The 17838-nt window shown below is 71.8% G+C and carries 15 protein-coding genes and 1 pseudogene; 2 read left to right on the top strand and 14 right to left on the bottom strand.

The features are described 5' to 3' along the window. Nucleotides 1-174 precede the first annotated feature (174 nt). From gatB to ACFP2V_RS05065, 9 genes are all read right to left on the bottom strand, one after another. Entirely contained in the window at nucleotides 175-1689 is a 1515-nt protein-coding gene (gene gatB, locus ACFP2V_RS05025) for an Asp-tRNA(Asn)/Glu-tRNA(Gln) amidotransferase subunit GatB (protein WP_381205999.1), read from the bottom strand. Between the two features lie 15 nt (nucleotides 1690-1704). Further along, a complete protein-coding gene (locus ACFP2V_RS05030) occupies nucleotides 1705-1944 on the bottom strand; it encodes a hypothetical protein (RefSeq protein ID WP_381206002.1) in 240 nt (79 codons plus the stop codon). Then, the gene (gene gatA, locus ACFP2V_RS05035; RefSeq protein ID WP_381206006.1) at nucleotides 1941-3434 is read right to left on the bottom strand and encodes an Asp-tRNA(Asn)/Glu-tRNA(Gln) amidotransferase subunit GatA; all 1494 of its coding nucleotides are present in this window, start codon (nucleotides 3432-3434) and stop codon (nucleotides 1941-1943) included. Before gatA ends, ACFP2V_RS05030 begins: the two co-directional genes overlap by 4 nt. Nucleotides 3435-3439: 5 nt before the next feature. Then, nucleotides 3440-3736: an Asp-tRNA(Asn)/Glu-tRNA(Gln) amidotransferase subunit GatC gene (gatC, locus tag ACFP2V_RS05040; protein WP_031117542.1), complete on the bottom strand. Its 297-nt coding sequence runs from the start codon at nucleotides 3734-3736 to the stop codon at nucleotides 3440-3442. 174 nt (nucleotides 3737-3910) lie between these two features. After that, the gene (locus ACFP2V_RS05045) at nucleotides 3911-6247 is read right to left on the bottom strand and encodes an EAL domain-containing protein (RefSeq protein WP_381206011.1); all 2337 of its coding nucleotides are present in this window, start codon (nucleotides 6245-6247) and stop codon (nucleotides 3911-3913) included. Nucleotides 6248-6500: 253 nt separating this feature from the next. Then, nucleotides 6501-8702 (bottom strand): NAD-dependent DNA ligase LigA, encoded by a 2202-nt coding sequence (gene ligA / locus ACFP2V_RS05050; RefSeq protein ID WP_381206014.1) that lies wholly within the window; start codon nucleotides 8700-8702, stop codon nucleotides 6501-6503. A 14-nt stretch (nucleotides 8703-8716) separates the two neighbouring features. Then, nucleotides 8717-9724: a methionine synthase gene (locus ACFP2V_RS05055; RefSeq protein WP_381206017.1), complete on the bottom strand. Its 1008-nt coding sequence runs from the start codon at nucleotides 9722-9724 to the stop codon at nucleotides 8717-8719. Between the two features lie 69 nt (nucleotides 9725-9793). After that, nucleotides 9794-10483 (bottom strand): SDR family oxidoreductase, encoded by a 690-nt coding sequence (locus ACFP2V_RS05060; RefSeq protein WP_381206020.1) that lies wholly within the window; start codon nucleotides 10481-10483, stop codon nucleotides 9794-9796. A 179-nt stretch (nucleotides 10484-10662) separates the two neighbouring features. Continuing rightward, entirely contained in the window at nucleotides 10663-11199 is a 537-nt protein-coding gene (locus tag ACFP2V_RS05065; RefSeq protein WP_381206024.1) for an LOG family protein, read from the bottom strand. 148 nt (nucleotides 11200-11347) lie between these two features. On the opposite strand from ACFP2V_RS05065, the gene ACFP2V_RS05070 reads away from it, so the two are divergent. Both ACFP2V_RS05070 and ACFP2V_RS05075 read left to right on the top strand, forming a co-directional pair. Next, the gene (locus tag ACFP2V_RS05070) at nucleotides 11348-11689 is read left to right on the top strand and encodes a DUF427 domain-containing protein (RefSeq protein ID WP_381206027.1); all 342 of its coding nucleotides are present in this window, start codon (nucleotides 11348-11350) and stop codon (nucleotides 11687-11689) included. 80 nt (nucleotides 11690-11769) lie between these two features. Beyond that, on the top strand, nucleotides 11770-12549 hold the full coding sequence (locus ACFP2V_RS05075) for an alpha/beta fold hydrolase (RefSeq protein ID WP_381206030.1): 780 nt from the start codon (nucleotides 11770-11772) through the stop codon (nucleotides 12547-12549). A 33-nt stretch (nucleotides 12550-12582) separates the two neighbouring features. On the opposite strand, the gene ACFP2V_RS05080 is transcribed toward ACFP2V_RS05075, so the two are convergent. The 5 genes and pseudogenes from ACFP2V_RS05080 to mnmA all read right to left on the bottom strand — a co-directional run bounded on the left by ACFP2V_RS05080 (nucleotide 12583) and on the right by mnmA (nucleotide 17817). Next, nucleotides 12583-12810: a M48 metallopeptidase family protein gene (locus tag ACFP2V_RS05080; protein WP_381206033.1), complete on the bottom strand. Its 228-nt coding sequence runs from the start codon at nucleotides 12808-12810 to the stop codon at nucleotides 12583-12585. After that, nucleotides 12809-13201, bottom strand: a pseudogene (locus ACFP2V_RS05085) (hypothetical protein); the annotation flags it as partial. The pseudogene ACFP2V_RS05085 and the gene ACFP2V_RS05080, both read right to left, overlap by 2 nt. After that, the gene (locus tag ACFP2V_RS05090) at nucleotides 13143-14423 is read right to left on the bottom strand and encodes an AAA family ATPase (RefSeq protein ID WP_381206036.1); all 1281 of its coding nucleotides are present in this window, start codon (nucleotides 14421-14423) and stop codon (nucleotides 13143-13145) included. The gene ACFP2V_RS05090 and the pseudogene ACFP2V_RS05085, both read right to left, overlap by 59 nt. Before the next feature lie 228 nt (nucleotides 14424-14651). Beyond that, the gene (locus ACFP2V_RS05095) at nucleotides 14652-16265 is read right to left on the bottom strand and encodes an adenosine deaminase family protein (protein ID WP_381206039.1); all 1614 of its coding nucleotides are present in this window, start codon (nucleotides 16263-16265) and stop codon (nucleotides 14652-14654) included. Between the two features lie 415 nt (nucleotides 16266-16680). Next, the gene (gene mnmA, locus ACFP2V_RS05100) at nucleotides 16681-17817 is read right to left on the bottom strand and encodes a tRNA 2-thiouridine(34) synthase MnmA (protein WP_381206042.1); all 1137 of its coding nucleotides are present in this window, start codon (nucleotides 17815-17817) and stop codon (nucleotides 16681-16683) included. Nucleotides 17818-17838 lie beyond the last annotated feature (21 nt).

Consider the following 17838-nt stretch of genomic DNA (forward strand, 5'->3'; position numbering starts at 1 on the left):
GCGGCAGCCCGCCGCCCGGCCGAAGCAGTCACTTCGATGGCGGTCCGCCCGATTTCCGACGCAATGGCACCGGCGCTGACCGCAGGAGAGGGCTGCCCGCATGAGACAGGAGAGAGGGGGACGCATCGAACCCGATGCGTCCCCCTCTTCGCTCTGCCGTGCGGCGCCCGGGGGTCAGCCCTCGGCGACGCCCAGCTGCTGGAGGATCAGCTCCTTGACGCGGGCCGCGTCCGCCTGGCCGCGGGTGGCCTTCATGACCGCGCCGACCAGCGCACCGGCCGCCGCCACCTTGCCGCCGCGGATCTTGTCCGCGACGCCCGGGTTGCCGGCGATGGCCTCCTCCACGGCGGCGGTGAGCGCCCCGTCGTCGGAGACGACCTTCAGGCCGCGCTTGTCGACCACCTCGTCCGGCGTGCCCTCGCCCGCGAGGACACCCTCGATGACCTGACGGGCCAGCTTGTCGTTCAGGTCACCGGAGGTCACCAGCGCGGTGACGCGGGCGACCTGCTCCGGCGTGATCGCCAGCTCGTCGAGCGCCTTGGCGGACTCGTTGGCGCTGCGGGCGAGTTCGCCCATCCACCACTTGCGGGCGGAGGCCGCGTCCGCGCCGGCGTCGATCGTGGCGACGATCAGGTCCAGCGCACCGGCGTTGAGGATCGCCTGCATGTCGGTGCCGGAGATCCCCCACTCCTCGCGGAGCCGGTTGCGGCGCATCAGCGGCAGCTCGGGCAGGCCTGCCCGCAGCTCCTCGACCCACTCACGGGACGGGGCGACGGGGACCAGGTCGGGCTCCGGGAAGTACCGGTAGTCCTCGGCCTCCTCCTTCACGCGGCCGGAGGTCGTCGACCCCGTTTCCTCGTGGAAGTGCCGGGTCTCCTGGATGATCGTCCCGCCGTCGTTCAGCACGGCGGCGTGCCGCTGGATCTCGAAGCGGGCCGCGCGCTCCACGGACCGCAGCGAGTTGACGTTCTTCGTCTCCGAGCGGGTGCCGAACTTCTCCCGGCCGTGCGGGCGCAGCGACAGGTTGACGTCGCAGCGCATCTGGCCCATCTCCATCCGGGCCTCGGACACGCCGAGCGCCCGGATGAGCTCGCGCAGTTCACGCACGTAGGCGCGCGCGACCTCGGGGGCACGCTCGCCCGCTCCCTCGATCGGCTTGGTGACGATCTCGATGAGCGGGATGCCGGCGCGGTTGTAGTCGAGCAGGGAGTGGGACGCGCCGTGGATACGGCCGGTGGCGCCGCCGACGTGCGTCGACTTGCCGGTGTCCTCCTCCATGTGGGCGCGCTCGATGGCCACGCGGAAGGTTTCGCCGTCCTCCAGCTGCACGTCGAGGTAGCCGTTGAAGGCGATCGGCTCGTCGTACTGGGAGGTCTGGAAGTTCTTCGGCATGTCCGGATAGAAGTAGTTCTTCCGGGCGAAGCGGCACCACTCGGCGATCTCGCAGTTCAGCGCGAGACCGATCTTGACGGCGGACTCGACGCCGATCGCGTTGACGACCGGGAGCGCGCCCGGCATGCCGAGGCAGGTGGGGCAGGTCTGGGTGTTCGGGTCGGCGCCGAGCGTGGTCGAGCAGCCGCAGAACATCTTGGTCCTGGTGCCGAGTTCGACATGGACCTCGAGGCCCATGACGGGGTCGTACGACGCGAGTGCGTCCTCGTACGACACCAGGTCGGTCGTGGTGGTCACGGTGTAACTTCCCTCTCAGCCCAGCAGGACGTCGTCGTCGCCCAGCCGCTTCAGCTCGCGGTACAGGATGGCGAGGCTCGTGACGATCGCGACGGCGGACACGGTGGCGTCGATCAGGACCAGGGTGTCCTTCTCGTGCCGCGCCTTCTTGACACGCTTGGCGACACCGACCGCGCCGAACGCGGTGGCGGCCATGGACAGATACGTACCGGACCTGGACTTCTTGAAGCCCTTGGCCTTGGTCAGTGCGCTCACAGCGACGGAGCCTCCTCGATCAGCGGGTGGCCCCACTTTTCCACGAAGGCCGCCTCGACGGCTGCGCCCACCTTGTAGAGGCGGTCGTCCTTCATGACCGGGGCGATGATCTGCAGTCCGACCGGCAGGTTGTCCTCGGGCGCGAGGCCGCAGGGCAGCGACATGGCCGCGTTGCCGGCCAGGTTGGTCGGAATGGTGCACAGGTCGGCGAGGTACATCGCCATCGGGTCGTCGGCGCGCTCGCCGATCGCGAAGGCGGTGGTCGGGGTCGTCGGGGAGACGATCACGTCGACCCGCTCGAACGCCTTGTCGAAGTCCTGCTTGATCAGCGTACGGACCTTCTGGGCGCTGCCGTAGTACGCGTCGTAGTAGCCGGAGCTGAGCGCGTACGTGCCGAGCATGATGCGGCGCTTGACCTCGGGGCCGAAACCGGCCTCGCGGGTCAGCGAGGTGACCTCCTCGGCGGAGTGCGTGCCGTCGTCGCCGGTCCGCAGGCCGTAGCGCAGGCCGTCGAAGCGGGCGAGGTTGGAGGAGCACTCGGACGGGGCGATCAGGTAGTACGCCGACAGCGCGAGGTCGAAGGACGGGCAGTCCAGTTCGACGATCTCCGCGCCGAGCCCCTTCAGCAGCTCGACGGACTCGTCGAACCGCTGGATGACGCCGGCCTGGTAGCCCTCGCCGCGGAACTGCTTGACCACACCGACGCGCATGCCGGCGACCGAGCCGTTGCGGGCGGCCTCGACGACCGGCGGGACCGGGGCGTCGACGGAGGTGGAGTCGAGCGGGTCGTGTCCGGCGATGACCTCGTGCAGCAGGGCCGCGTCCAGGACCGTGCGGGCGCAGGGACCGCCCTGGTCGAGGGAGGAGGAGAACGCCACCATGCCGTAACGCGAGACCGCGCCGTACGTCGGCTTCACGCCGACTGTGCCGGTGACGGAGGCCGGCTGGCGGATGGAGCCGCCGGTGTCGGTGCCGATGGCGAGGGGGGCCTGGAAGGAGGCGAGCGCGGCGCTCGACCCGCCGCCGGAGCCGCCGGGGATCTTGGTCAGGTCCCAGGGGTTGCCGGTCGGTCCGTAGGCGCTGTTCTCGGTCGACGAGCCCATGGCGAACTCGTCCATGTTGGTCTTGCCGAGGATGACGACGTCGGCGGCCTTGAGCCGCTTGGTGAGCGTCGCGTCGTACGGCGGGATCCAGCCCTCGAGGAGCTTCGAGCCGACGGTGGTCGGGATGCCCTCGGTGGTGAAGATGTCCTTGAGCGCGAGGGGGACGCCGGCCAGCGGGCCGAGCTTCTCCCCCTTGGCACGCTTCTCGTCGACGGCGCGGGCCTGGGCGAGGGCACCCTCGCGGTCGACGTGCAGGAAGGCGTGCACCTTCTCGTCGACGGCCTCGATCCGGGCCAGGTGGGCCTCGGTGACCTGGACGGCCGTGAGTTCGCCGGAGGCGATCTTCGCGGCGGTCTCGGCCGCGGTGAGCTTGATGATGTCGATCATGCGATTCAGTCCTCCCCCAGGATCTGCGGCACCTTGAAACGCTGCTGCTCCTGGGCCGGGGCGCCGGAGAGCGCCTGCTCGGGGGTGAGCGAGGGACGGACCTCGTCCGGGCGCATGACGTTCGTCAGCGGGAGCGGGTGCGAGGTCGGCGGTACGTCTTGGTCGGCGACCTCGCTGACGCGGGCCACCGCGCCGATGATGTCGTCGAGCTGGCCTGCGAAGTGGTCGAGCTCTTCGGGCTTCAGCTCCAGACGCGCCAGCCGGGCGAGGTGGGCGACCTCCTCGCGCGTAATGCCAGGCATGCAGCGTTCCTCTGGGGTGAGTGTGCGGTTCGGGCTAGGACCTGCCGTCGCGTCCCGGGCCAGGCGTGGCGCGGCAGGCGGGAAGGTGACGACAGGCCCCAATCCTATGGGGCCCGGCCCCGTACCCGTGAAACGGTTTCCCCGCACCCCCCGAAAGCGGGACGCTTCGCGGGTTCAGGCCGGGTGGCCGGAGTCGTCGGCGGCTGCTGCCGGGAGGGCGGCTGCCGGGCGCTGCCAGCCGCGGGAGCCGCGGGCGAGGAGCCAGGCCGTGGTTTCGTCGGACGGCATCGCGGCCGCGACCAGCCAGCCCTGGACGGCGTCGCAGCCGAGGTCGCGCAGGCGTTCCCAGGTCTCGTCGTCCTCGACGCCCTCGGCGACGACGAGCAGTCCGAGCGAGTGGGCGAGGTCGACGGTACAGCGCACGATCGCGGCGTCCTCGGTGTCGACGGCCAGCCGGGCCACGAACGAGCGGTCGATCTTCAGCTCGCTGACGGGCAGCCGCCGCAGGTGCACGAGGGAGGAGTAGCCGGTGCCGAAGTCGTCGAGGGACATCTTCACACCGTGTCCGGCCAGTCCGTTGAGGGTGTCGGCGGCGCGCTGCGGGTCCTCCAGGAGGACGTGCTCGGTGATCTCGAGCTGGAGGGCTCCGGCCGGTACGCCGTGCCGGGCCAGTCGCGCCGCGACGGAGCCGGCGAAGCCGGGACTGTGCACGTCGCGCGGGGAGACGTTGACCGCCACCGGCACGAACAGGCCCTGGGCACGCCATCGGGCGACCTGCCCGAGCGCGGCCTCCAGCACGTAGTCGGTGAGCTGCGGCATCAGGCCGGAGGACTCGGCGATCGCTATGAACTCGTCCGGCGGCACCCTGCCGCGCTCCGGGTGCACCCAGCGGACCAGGGCCTCCAGGCCCGCGACCTGTCCGTCGAAGCGGACCTTGGGCTGGTAGTGGAGTTGGACCTCGTGGGCGTCCAGGGCCCGGCGCAGATCACCCAGAAGCCCCAGCCGGTCGGGGGTGTTGGAGTCCCGCTTGGACTCGTAGACCTCGACGCCCGTGCGGTCCCGTTTGGCCTGGTACATCGCCACGTCCGCGCGCCGCAGCAGGCCCTCCGCGTCGAGGGCGTGGTCGGGGAAGACGGCGACGCCCGCGCTGGCCTCCAGCACGAGGGTGAGGCCGTCGAGGTCGAGGGGCGAGCTGAGGGCGGCCACCAGGCTGCGGGCGACCCGGGTCGCGGACGTGGTGGAGTCGACGACCGGCAGTAAGACGGCGAACTCGTCGCCACCGAGCCGCGCGGCCTCCGCCCCGCGCGGCAGGGCCAGCCTCAGCCGGTCGGCGATCTGCAGCAGCAGCCGGTCACCCGCGAGGTGACCGAGAGTGTCATTGACCGATCGGAACCGGTCGAGGTCGATCAGCATGAGAGTGGCGCGGGCGCCCGCGCGCTCGGCGTCGTCCAGCGCGGTCCAGATGCGCTCGAGGAGCCACTGACGGTTGGGCAGCCCGGTCAGCGGATCGCGCAACTGCTCCTCCGCGCGGGCCCTGGCTATCCACAGCATGGAGTCGAGCGCGATCAGCGGGATGGCGAACAGCGGCAGGACGATCGGCCGGGCGTCGGCGACGACGCAGATGAGCGGCGCTATGCCGAGCAGCGCCACCGCGACCAGGCCCTGTCTGACCAGGGCGGTGCGGGCGACCGTGGGCAGTCCGCCCCGCGGGACGTGCAGGTACCAGTAGAGGGTGCGGGCGACCGCGAGATACGCGGCGGCGACCAGCATCACCTCGAAGGCGGTGTGCAGCCCCCAGGTGTCCGGGGTCGAGGGGTGCTCGACGGACGGTACGGACCCGCACAGGGCCAGCACCAGCGCGCCGGCGCCGACGCCGAGCAGGTCCACCGCGCCGTGCAGGATGCCCTGCCGCCGGCGGCCCCGCCGGGCCACGCCGACCAGCACGACCACGGTGAGGCTGACCATGCCGGCCGGGACCCAGCCGTAGAGCAGCAGCACGGCGAGGGTGACCGCGGCGCCCGAGCCGGTGCCGCCCCACCAGCGGGAGCGGCCCAGCATCACGAGGTGGCCGACGACGATCCCGGTCAGTACGGCCAGGGACCAGCCGACGCGGCCGGACGGGAAGAGCGCGTGACCACCGGTGAACGCCCCCAGGACGCCGGCGCCGAGCACGAACGCCGCCGCCGAGACGACCGCCGTGGGCAACGCGGGCCAGGAGAGGTGCCGTTCCGCGTGCGCTCCGGACAGCCCGGGACCGTCCGAGGACAGTCCGGTGGCGAGCGGGGGCGCTCCGGCGCCCGGCTGTCCTGCCGCCGGCTGCCCCGCGGCCTGCTGTCCGGTGCCGCGCGCGCCATTGGGGCGTGCGTCCGCGGTACGCGCCCCGGGGCGCCCTGGTGCGCCCGCAGGCCCCGCGGGCCGTCCCGTCCCACGTCCGCGCCGCCGTACGGCCGCCATGCGGCGCAGGCCCAGGCGCAGCCGTGAGCCCGGGGCGGCGCTCTCGGTGGGTTCCATTCCCGTCCCTCTCACAGCCGGCGGTGCCCACGCCACACGGCTCGATGCCCGACAACCCCCGGCGACTTCGCGATAGAAAGCCCTTCCACGGTGCCGCCACGAACACGAGGATGCCCCGACCGCAGCTGGGCACGGCGGGCGCACCTCCCAACAGTAGGCCGCAGCGGGCTTCCAGGGGCACCGGTCTCCGACGGTTGCCCGAATGCGCCCCAGCCACCCGTATGCATCTGGTATGCACCGATCGGGTGACCTTTCACCCCTGGTCCTCGGTGGGCAGAGCCACGCCGGCCGCCGCCTCCGGCCCCTCGTCGAGCAGGACGTTGAAGCCCTCCTCGTCCAGAACCGGCACCTTGAGCTGCACCGCCTTGTCGTGCTTCGACCCCGGGTTGTCGCCCACGACGACGAAGGAGGTCTTCTTCGAGACCGAACCGGTCACCTTCGCTCCACGGGTCTGCAGCGCCTCCTTCGCACCGTCCCGGGTGAAGTGCTCCAGGGTGCCGGTCACCACGACCGTCAGGCCCTCGAGCGGGCGCGGGCCTTGGTCCTCCCCGGCCCCCTCGTCCTCCATGCGGACGCCGGCCGCCCGCCACTTGCGGATGATCTCGCGGTGCCACTCCTCGGCGAACCACTGCTTGACCGAGGCGGCGATGATGCCGCCGACGCCCTCGGTGTCGGCCAGTTCCTTCTCGGTGGCCTGCTCGATCCGGTCGACGGACCGGAACTCCCGGGCCAGCGCCTCCGCCGCGACCGGGCCGACGTGCCGGATCGACAGCCCGGTGAGGACCCGGGCGAGCGGACGCTCCTTCGCCGCCGCGATGTTCGCCAGCATCGCGACCGCGTTCTTGCGCGGTTCGCCCTCCTGGTTGGCGAAGACGGTGGCGGTCTTCTCCTCACCCGTCTTCGGGTCCCGCTTGGGCAGCCCGCTGTCCTGGTCGAGGACGTACGCCGTGATGGGCAGCAACTGCTCGATGGTGAGGTCGAACAGGTCGCCCTCGTCCTTCAGCGGCGGCTCCGCGGGCTCCAACGGCCGGGTGAGCGCCGCGGCGGCGACATAGCCGAAGTGCTCGATGTCCAGCGCCTTGCGGCCCGCGAGATAGAACAGGCGCTCCCGCAACTGGGCGGGGCACGTGCGGGCGTTGGGGCAGCGCAGGTCGACGTCACCCTCCTTCATCGGCCGCAGCGGCGTACCGCACTCCGGGCACTTCGCCGGCATCACGAACGCGCGCTCGCTGCCGTCGCGCAGGTCGGCGACCGGGCCGAGGATCTCCGGGATGACGTCACCGGCCTTGCGCAGCACCACCGTGTCCCCGATGAGAACACCCTTGGCCTTGACCACGTCCTGGTTGTGCAACGTGGCGAACTCCACCTCGGAACCGGCCACGGTGACCGGCTCGACCTGCGCGTACGGCGTGACCCTGCCCGTACGGCCCACGCCCACACGGATGTTGACGAGCTTGGTGTTGACCTCTTCGGGCGCGTACTTGTACGCGATGGCCCAGCGGGGTGCGCGCGAGGTGCTGCCGAGGCGGCCCTGGAGCGGGATCTCGTCGAGCTTGACCACCGCGCCGTCGATCTCGTGCGCCACGGAGTGCCGGTTCTCGTCGTAGTACGCGATGAACTCCCGTACGCCGGCGAGGCCGTCGACCACACGGTTGTGCTCGGAGGTGGGCAGGCCCCACGTCTTCAGCAGGTCGTACGCCTCGGAGAGGCGGGCGGGGCTCTCGAAGCCCTCCAGGGCGCCGATGCCGTGGACGACCATGTGCAGCGGGCGGGTGGCGGTGACGCGCGGGTCCTTCTGGCGCAGCGAACCGGCCGCCGCGTTGCGCGGGTTGGCGAAGGGCTTGTCACCGGCCTCCACCAGGCGGGCGTTGAGGCCCTGGAACTTCTCCATCGGGAAGAAGACCTCGCCGCGGATCTCCACGAGGGTGGGCACCCCGTCGCCCTTCAGGCGGTCCGGGATCTCGGCGATGGTCCGCACATTGGGCGTGATGTCCTCGCCGGTGCGGCCGTCGCCGCGGGTCGCCGCGCGGACCAGGCGCCCGTGCTCGTAGGTGAGGTTGACGGCGAGGCCGTCGACCTTGAGCTCGCACAGGAAGTGGAACTCCTGTGCGCCCAGCTCCCGGTGGATGCGCTCGACCCAGGCGGCGAGGTCGTCGTCGTTGAAGGTGTTGTCGAGGGAGAGCATGCGGGAGCGGTGCTGGACGGAGGTGAAATCCGTCTCGTACGCCCCAGCGACCTTCTGGGTCGGGGAGTCGGGGGTGCGCAGTTCGGGGTGCTGCTCCTCCAGCGTCTCCAGTTCGCGCAGCAGTCGGTCGAACTCGGCGTCGCTGACGACGGGCGCGTCGTTCACGTAGTACCGGAAGCGGTGCTCCTCGATCTGCTCGGCGAGCCGGGCGTGCTGCTCCCGCGCCTCGGCCGGCACGTTCGTCGTCTCCGCCTGCTGGTCACCCGCCACCGTGTCTTCTCCTGTCACTCTGGGTTGTCCGCGAGGGATCTCGCCGCCCGGACGCAGTGCGCGTAGGCGGCGCGCGCGTACTCCGGGGAGGCCCCCGCGAGTCCGCACGCCGGGGTGACCGTGACCGCCTCCGCGAGAAGGCCCGGCCGCAGCCCCAGTCTGCGCCACAGCGTTCTGACACCCATGACGCTACCGGCAGGGTCCGACAACGGGCCGTCCGTTCCCGGCACGACACCGGTGAACAGCCTGGTGCCGCTCTCGACCGCCTCCCCGATCGTCTCGTCGTCGCGTTCGGTGAGGAGCGAGAAGTCGAAGGAGATCGCCTGCGCTCCCGCCCTCCGCAGCAGGGCGAACGGGACGTCCGGCGCGCACGAGTGGACCACGACCGGGCCACCGTCGTGCACCTCGAACACGTCCCTCAGTCCGGACTCGACGAGCTGCCGGTCCACCGCGGGGTGGGTGCGGTAGCCGCTGGCGCTGCGCACCCGGCCGCGCAGGACGTCGGTGAGGGAGGGTTCGTCGAGCTGGAGGACGAGCCGCGCGCCGGGCACGCGCCGGCTCACCTCGGCGAGGTGCAGGCGCAGCCCCTCGGCCAGCGAGGCGGCGAGGTCCCGGCAGGCGCCGGGGTCGGAGAGGGCTACCTCGCCGTTCCGCAACTCCAGGTGGGCGGCGAGCGTCCAGGGGCCGACGGCCTGCACCTTCAGCGGGCCCTCGTACCCCTGGGTGTACTCCTCCAGCGCGTCGAGGTCCTCGCCGAGCCAGGAGCGGGCCCGCTTGGTGTCGCGTCCGGGCCGGTCTCCGATCCGCCAGCCGCTGGGCTCCACCCGCGCGTACAGCTCGACGAGCATCCCGGCGGTCCGACCGATCATGTCCGCGCCGGGTCCCCGGGCGGGCAGTTCGGGCAGGAAGGGAAAGTCCTCGAAGCTTCCGGTGACGGTCTTGACGGCCTCGCGGACTTCCCCGCCCGGCATCGACCCGACCCCGGTCGCGGCCCCGAACCTGAACTGGCTGTTTTCGCTCACCGGAGAAGCGTACGGAACGGGCGGGGAGGATGGTGTTCCGGTGGGGCCGTCGGGCGTGTGCCCGGGAACTCAGCGCCCCGGCCGCACCGTCAGGTCGTTGACCTCGGCGTCCACGGGCAGGTCGAGGGCCATGAGGACGGTGGTGGCGACCGACTCGGGGTCGATCCACCGACCGGGGTCGTAGTCCTTGCCCTCCTGCCGGTGCACCTTGGCCTGCATGGGGCTGGCGGTGCGGCCGGGATAGACCGAGGTGACGCGGACGCCGTTGCCGTGCTCCTCCTCGCGCAGGGAGTCGGCGAGCGCCTTGAGGCCGTGCTTGGAGGCCGCGTAGGCGCCCCACCGGGCGTGGGCGCTCAGGCCGGCGCCGGAGTTGACGAAGACCACGTGTCCGCGGCTCGCGCGCAGCTGGGGCAGGAAGTGCCGGGTGAGTTCGGCGGGGGCGACGAGGTTGACGTCGAGCTGGTGCCGCCAGGTCTTGGGGGTCAGCTCGCCGACCTCGCCGAGGTCGACGACGCCGGCGATGTGCAGCAGGGAGTCCACCCGTTCCGGGAGGGACTGGTGGGAGAAGGCCCAGCTGAGCCGGTCGGGGTCGGCCAGGTCGCCGACGAGGGTCCGCGCGCCGGGGAACTCGGCCGCCAGTTCCTTCGCGCGCCCCGCCGAGCGTGCGTGCAGGACGATTTCGTCCCCGCGTGCGTGCAGCCGGCGGGCGACGGCCGCGCCGATGCCGGAGCCGGCTCCGGTGATCACATGTGTAGGCATGCCCGTCATGCTCGCATCACCGCGTGGTCAGGGTCTGGCTCGGGTTCTCCCGTGGAGAAAGGAGCGGCGTGCGGTGCGTGCTCCCGGTGTGCCGGGCGGCGAGTGAGGGTCTCCCTGCTCGAAGAGCTCGGGGGAGCGTGCCGGGCGTCGCGACGCTCCGGGAGAACCCGAAACACCCCCTAGATGCCCTGGCTCTCCTCCAGGTACGCCAGTGCGCCGACGGGCTCCTCGGCGAAGAACACCAGGTCGGTGAGGGCGCGGGGGAGGAAGCCCTCGTCCTCCATCCGCCGGAACTGGGTCTTGAGGCCGTCGTAGAAGCCCGCGCTGTTCAGCAGGACCACCGGCTTGTCCGTGTGCCCGTGCTTCTTCAGCTCGAGGATCTCGGTGGCCTCGTCGAGCGTGCCGGTGCCGCCCACCATGATCACCACGGCGTCGGCCTTCTCGAGGAGCAGGCGCTTGCGCTCCGCCAGGTCCCGGGCGACGATCATCTCGTCGGCGCCCTCGCGTGCCTTCGCCGCGAGGAACTCCACGGAGACGCCGAGGAGCCGGCCGCCCGCCTCCTGCACCCCGTCGGCGACGACTTTCATCAGGCCGACGTCGGAGCCGCCCCACACCAGGGTGTGGCCGCCCTTGCCGAGCAGCTCGGCGAACTCCCGCGCGGGGCGCGTGTAACGCTCGTCCAGGTCAGCGGCGGAGAGGAAGACACAGATGTTCACGGCCCCAGGGTACGGGCCCGGTCCGGTGGGGAGGGAAGAATTCGGCTCCGGCGGACGCTGCACCGTTCGGCGTTCGGACCGGCCGGCGTTCGACCTGACCCGCCGGCCCGGATGACCTCATGACCCGGCTGACCGAGGAGCGTGGACCATGACCGCAGGACACCGCATCACCGTCGAGCGGAGCGAGCGGCACGTGCGCGTGGTGCACGGCGGGGAGGTCCTGGCCGAGAGCGACCGGGCACTGGTGCTGCGCGAGACGGGCTGCCCCGCGCGGTACTACATCCCGCCCGAGGACGTACGGCTCGACCTGCTGACCCTGTCCGACACCCGCACCCACTGCCCCTTCAAGGGCACCGCGTCCTACTGGTCGCGCCCGGACACATCCGATCTGGTGTGGGCGTACCCGGACCCGAAGCCGGACGTCGCCGGCATCAAGGACCATCTGTGCTTCTACGAAGTGGACGTCCAAGGAGACACGGAAGCCCGATGATCGGATAGAAGGGTTGCGGTCGTCGGACGCGCGGCCCGCCTCACCGACGATCGGGCCTCAGTGCGGCAGTCTGCGGTGACATGGACAAGAACATCGTTTCGCGTGACGGCACCCACATCGCCCACGAGAGCGCCGGGCGGGGTTCCGTGGTCGTCCTCGTCAGCGGCGCGATGTCGACGGGCGCCACGGTGGCACCGCTGGCCGCCCCGCTCTCGGAGCGGTTCCGGGTCGTCGTGTACGACCGCCGGGGCCGCGGGGCGAGCGGGGACCGGCTGCCGTACGCGGTGGAACGCGAGATCGAGGACCTGGCGGCGCTGATCGAGGCGGTGGGCGGACAGGCGTCGCTGTACGGCGTCTCCTCGGGTGGCGCGCTGGCGCTGCGCGCGGCGGCGAGCGGGCTGCCGGTGCGCCATGTCGCCGTGTACGAGACGCCGTACGCCACGTCCGAGGAGGACCTGAGGGAGCGCGCCCTGTACACCGAGCGCCTGGCCGAGGCCCTGCGTGAGGGGCGGCGAGGGGACGCGGTGGAGCTTTTCCTGCGTCTCACCGGGCTGAGCGAGGCGGTGATCCAGGGCGCCCGCCAGTCCCCCCTGTGGGCCGGAATGGAGTCGATCGCGCCGAGCCTCGCCTACGACGACGCGGTCATGGGGAACGGCGGCGTCCCGGTGAAGCTGCTGGCGTCGGTCCCCGTCCCGGTGCTGTCCATCGCGGGCGACGCGAGCCCGGCCTGGATGCGCAAGGCCGCCCGAGCGATCGCGGACGCCGTCCCCCGGGGCACCTGCCGCACCCTGGCGGGCCAGACCCACATGGTGGAGCCGGACGTCCTGGCCCCGGTCCTGACGGAGTTCTTCAGCCGGTGAACGGGCGCCGGGCGGGGCCGGCACGGTGCTGTGTCACCTCACCGCACCCCGCCACAGCTGTGGTTCCTGCTCGGCGAACCGGCGCTCGCGCTCGTCGGCGTCCGGCCGCGTCCGCCGGAGAAGTCCGCGGAACGCGGCGCCGTGCCCGGGGGCTCGCAGATGGCACAGCTCGTGCACGAGGACGAGATCGACCAGTGCGGGACAGCGCCACCTGGGCCCCGTTCCTGGCGGCGTTCCGCATGGCCTCGGGGATGTCCTCATCCCTGTTGTCGAGGGTGTCACGGTCGAAGAGAGCCCACTTCTCGTCCTCCGGGTCCGAGGCCGATTCGAGGACGAGATCGATGACCTCCATCGGCCGGAGCCCCTTGTTGGTGCCGGAGAACTTGAGGAAGAACTTCTCGCGTGCGCCGTAGGTCGTGTTCGGCAAGGCGACGTAGTCGCGTTCGGTCTTCTCCCCCTCGGCTGCGACGTAGACCACCCGTCGGGACTCGTCTCCATAGAACTGGGTCGGCCTTCGCAGCTGAGGGGCGGCCTCCCAGTCCCGGCGACGACGGCGACGGCCTCCCGGCTGGTTTCGGTTCTGCTCCCCCTGTTCACGCTGTCGCCCGCAGTCCCTCTTCGATGAGTGCGATCTGTCGTGCGATCTCGCCACTGGTCAGGCGTGGGATGCCGCCGTAGTGGCCGTGCAGACAGCGGCGTTCGCGGTTGTCGTCCCGGCGGGCCTTGCGAGCCGCGGTGATCGGGGAGAGCTGGGACTCGCCGGTGGCGTTCTTGAGGGCGATCCGCACCTGGTCGCGGTCCAGAGGCCGGTCAGCGACGGACGGCCCCAGCAGGGTGGCGTCGTGCGTGGTGAAGATCAGCTGGGCGGGGCGCGGGTTGGCCTCGTGGTCCTGGAAGAGGCGAATGACCTCCGCGGCCAGGATCGGGTGGAGGCTGGAGTCGAGTTCGTCGACGAGGAGCACGCCCCCCTTGTCCAGGACATGGAAGAGCGGCCCCAGGAACGCGAACCATGCGTGGGTACCCGGGGATTCCTGGTTCCAGAAGTCGAGGGCTTGGGGAGGGCCGTCGGCGGTACGGTGCAGGAGCTGTACTTCGCCGCTCTCGGGGTCGAGCGTCAGCCCGGCGATGCCCAGGTCCGCCGCGGCCGGCAGGGCGCCGATCCGCTCCCGCAGCGCGGCGCCGGACTTACGGTCGGTGAGTTTCCCGCGGGTCCATTCGGTCCGGTGCGGGACATCCCCTCCCGAGGTCACGGGCCACAGGTTGTCGACGAACCAGCGGTGGACCGCCGCCAGCGACGGGTTGTCGAGCGTGGCGCCGACCGTGAGGAACAGGGCTTCGGGGCGGGTGGAGGTGACGATGAGGTCCTTCTGCCCCTTCAGACCGGTGCCGGGAAAACGGAATTCCCCACCCTCGTCGTCCGGACGGTCCGCCTCGCGGTCGAACCAGATCTGGCGCCGCCCGGACGGGTAGGCGTGCAGCCACTCCGCCTCCACCCGCTCGTCCGACGGCTCGAAGCCGTAGGTGTACCGGACACGGTCCTTGCCGAGCAGGAGATCCACTTCGAAGAAGCTGGTCTCCTCCTGTGCTTCCGCCGCGAGCGCGAAAGGCTCACGGGGAATCCCGGCCTTCCTGCTCCGGTCCGCGAAGGAGTCCGGTACTGCGCTGTGCATGAAACGCAGGGCGTGCAGCACATTGCTCTTGCCCGAGGCGTTGGCTCCGTAGATCCCGACCGTCGGCAGCGCGGAGACAGGCCTGCCCTCGGCACTGGCACCGGTCTCACGGGCGGTGTGCTCGTTGAGTTCGGTCGCCACAAGGGAGAGTTCAGTCTCTTCGCGGATGGACCGGTGGTTGGCCACCCGGAAACTGGGCAGCACGGCCGACCTCCTGTCGAGGCGGATACGGGATTGCCGCCTTGGGCTTTTGCATGCGAGTGATCCGCACGGCCGAACCTGAAGCGACTCCCCGGCCTGCGCCGGAGTTCGTCACCCGATGGTGGCCTGTCACCAACCATTACCGGCCGCGACCGGGCCGTGGAGCCCCGCGGCGCGGACGCGCTCACGGGGCTCCACGGGATCTGGGAGGAACGAGGGGCCACGACGGGGTCAGCGGTGGGCGCGGAACCTCGACTCGAAGCGGTGGAAGGCCCTTTCCTGCTGCCACTGCGCGGCGGCCTTCGGGCTGGCGTCCAGCAGGCGCCGGCAGTCCGCGCCGGGGCGGGCGGTGCCGAGGTCGACGCCCCGGCAGGCGACGGCCGGACGGTAACCGTCGCGGGTGGGGTTGCCCTGCCAGAGGCTCGCGCCCGGGAGGAAGGCGTACTCCAGGGAGGCGCGGGCGAGGTCCTTCAGCTCCGGGTAGGTCAGGCCGTACGTGTCGGCGGCGTACCGGTACTCGTGGCTGATGTCGATGCGGCTGACTCCGGGGTCGTCGGTGGCCAGCACGACGGGCACGCCGTGGGCGCGGTAGGTCTCGAAGGGGTGGTCGGCGCCGCGCACACCGAGGATCTGGGCGTTGCTGGTGAAGGGGACCTCGACGGCGGTCTCGCGGGCGGCCATGGTGCGTGCGGTGCGCTGCCAGTCGTCCTCGTGGACGAGGTCGACCCCGTGGCCGATGCGGTCGGCGCGGGCGACGTCCACGGCCTCCTTGATGTGGAACGCGAGGTCGGCGGGCTTGACCAGGCCGGGCCACAACTCGCCCGCGTGCAGGGTGACGTGCGCCCCGGGGTAGACACCGCGGAGGTACTCCACCATGCGCATCTGCAGGCTGTAGTCACGCAGTGCGCTCTCCGAGTCCTCGGGCTGGACCAGGTTGACCGCGACGAACCGGGGATCGCGCTCGGCCAGGCGCATGCCGAGGGCCATCTGCGTGAAGACCCGTTCCGGTGAACTGCCGCGCGAGACCTGGGAGATCCAGCGCACCGGGAGACGGCAGGCGGGCCGGGGGCGGTCGGTGTCGCAGCGTGCGGCGGTACGGAACTCGGCGTCGGCGTCGTCGGTCTCCTTCCGGGCCTCGGTGACCAGCCGGTCCAGCTTGCCCCCGGCCGTCAGCTTCTCGTGCAGCCGGGCCAGGTCCGCGTCCCAGCCGACCTCCGCCGCGAGGTTCTTCGCCCCGTCGGAGGCCGGGGTGACCATGGTCTCCAGGTAGAACTGGTTCTGCGCGGCGACGTCGTCCGCGACCTCGGCGAGCAGTTTTCCGCGGTGGCGCCACGTCACCTCGCCGAACTTGCCGAAGGTGTCGAAGAAGTGGTCGTGGCCGTTGCCGCCGGCCGGGAAGTCCTGCATGGACCAGGCACGCACGATCGCGTCGTGGAAGGCGCGGTCGGTGCGGGCGTCCGCCGCGGGGCGGGTGCCCCCGCCGCACGGTGGTGCCACGGCGGTCATCGTCGAGGCGTCGACGCACAGCCCGTCCTCGGCTGCCAGTTCGACGAGGTACTCGGTGGAGACCGCTCCGGAGAGATGGTTGTGCAGATCGCCGCCCTTGGGCAGACGACGGAAGAAGTCCTGCGCCAGACGCGGGGTGTCGCGGATCGCCTCCAACCGGGCGGCCGTGTCCGCCTCGGAGGCGGACACGGCGCGTGGGGGGCGTTCGGTCGTCCGGTCGGGACCGGACGCGTGGGCGGCGGGCAGGACGGCCGGAGAGGACAGCAGTGCCAGGGCGCTGAGACCGGTGGCGGCCGCGGTGCGGGTTCGGCGCGAGAGGCCGGGGATCCGATGAGTCACATCCGGATGATCGTCACCGCGGATGTCCGGGACACGGGTCCGGGGCGATGCGCGCGGGAGGACCACTCGGGTGGGGGAACCGCGCGTCCGGTGGCGCGCACGGGAGCGCGTGCGGGCCGGCCGCCGCCCTGCTGGAACCGGCACCGGCCCTCGCCGGCCGGCTCCCCGGCACGAACGCCACGGCGTTCGGCTTCGCGGGGCCGGACTCCGCGAGCGCGAGCCGACGCGGCGGACGCGGCCGGCGGCCCGGGCCGGCCGGGCGTCCGGCGACCCGGCCCCGGCCCGGAGCGAAGGGAGCACTCCCGTCCGAAGACGTGAGCGCTTCACTCCCCGGTGCTGCCTCAACGCTCACATGAGCACCGGAAGGGCATGGGGTCGCCGACCGCTCACGCCCCGGGCGGGGACCGTCCCCGGCTCAGACCGTCGTGGGGGTCTTCACCGTGCGGGACGTCGACGCGATGGTGGCGGAGCCGACCACCCGGGTGCCGGCGTAGAGGACGACGGCCTGGCCGGGGGCCACTCCGCGGACCGGCTCCTTGAACGACACCTCCAGGGTGCCGTCGACGAGTTCGGCGGTGACCTCGGTCTCGTCGCCGTGGGCGCGGAGCTGGGCGGTGTAGGTGCCGGGGCCGGTCGGGGCGGTGCCGCACCAGCGGGGCTCGATCGCGGTGAGCGCGCCGACGTCGAGGGAATCCGCGGGGCCGACAGTGACCGTGTTGGTCACCGGGGAGATGTCGAGGACGTAGCGAGGCTTGCCGTCGGGGGCGGGGGTGCCGATCCGCAGGCCCTTGCGCTGGCCGATGGTGAAGCCGTGGGCCCCCTCGTGCGTACCGACCTTGGCGCCGGACTCGTCGACGATGTCGCCCTCGGCCCGGCCCAGCCGGTTCGCGAGGAAGCCCTGGGTGTCGCCGTCGGCGATGAAGCAGATGTCGTGCGAGTCGGGCTTCTTGGCCACCGCCAGTCCCCTGCGCTCCGCCTCCGCGCGGATCTCGTCCTTGGTGGTGACCGTGTCGCCCAGCGGGAACATCGCGTGGGCGAGCTGGCGGTCGTCCAGCACACCGAGGACGTACGACTGGTCCTTGGCCATGTCGGAGGCGCGGTGCAGTTCGCGCGTGCCGTCGGACAGGGTGACCACGCGCGCGTAGTGGCCGGTGGCCACGGCGTCGAAGCCGAGGGCCAGGGCCTTGTCCAGCAGCGCGGCGAACTTGATCTTCTCGTTGCAGCGCAGGCACGGGTTGGGGGTGCGGCCGGCCTCGTACTCGGCGACGAAGTTCTCCACGACGTCCTCGCGGAAGCGGTCGGCGAGGTCCCACACGTAGAACGGGATGCCGATGACGTCCGCGGCGCGGCGGGCGTCGCGCGAGTCCTCGATGGTGCAGCAGCCCCGCGCGCCCGTGCGGAAGGATTGGGGGTTCGCGGAGAGCGCGAGGTGGACGCCGGTCACGTCGTGTCCCGCTTCGGCGGCACGGGCCGCGGCCACGGCGGAGTCGACGCCACCGGACATGGCGGCCAGGACACGGAGGGGGCGGAAGGGCTGCGGGGTCTCAGTCATAACCCTTCCAGGGTACGGGGA

It is taken from the genome of Streptomyces incanus (assembly GCF_042656345.1).
GTDB lineage: Bacteria > Actinomycetota > Actinomycetes > Streptomycetales > Streptomycetaceae > Streptomyces > Streptomyces incanus.

What these genes read in the sequence shown, in the direction of transcription:
- gatA (WP_381206006.1), bottom strand. Translation starts at nt 3,434, where the DNA reads ATGATCGACATCATCAAGCTCACCGCGGCCGAGACCGCCGCGAAGATC.
- gatC (WP_031117542.1), bottom strand. Translation starts at nt 3,736, where the DNA reads ATGCCTGGCATTACGCGCGAGGAGGTCGCCCACCTCGCCCGGCTGGCG.
- ACFP2V_RS05045 (WP_381206011.1), bottom strand. Translation starts at nt 6,247, where the DNA reads ATGGAACCCACCGAGAGCGCCGCCCCGGGCTCACGGCTGCGCCTGGGC.
- ACFP2V_RS05060 (WP_381206020.1), bottom strand. Translation starts at nt 10,483, where the DNA reads ATGCCTACACATGTGATCACCGGAGCCGGCTCCGGCATCGGCGCGGCC.
- ACFP2V_RS05070 (WP_381206027.1), top strand. Translation starts at nt 11,348, where the DNA reads ATGACCGCAGGACACCGCATCACCGTCGAGCGGAGCGAGCGGCACGTG.
- ACFP2V_RS05075 (WP_381206030.1), top strand. Translation starts at nt 11,770, where the DNA reads ATGGACAAGAACATCGTTTCGCGTGACGGCACCCACATCGCCCACGAG.
- ACFP2V_RS05080 (WP_381206033.1), bottom strand. Translation starts at nt 12,810, where the DNA reads ATGAGGACATCCCCGAGGCCATGCGGAACGCCGCCAGGAACGGGGCCC.
- mnmA (WP_381206042.1), bottom strand. Translation starts at nt 17,817, where the DNA reads ATGACTGAGACCCCGCAGCCCTTCCGCCCCCTCCGTGTCCTGGCCGCC.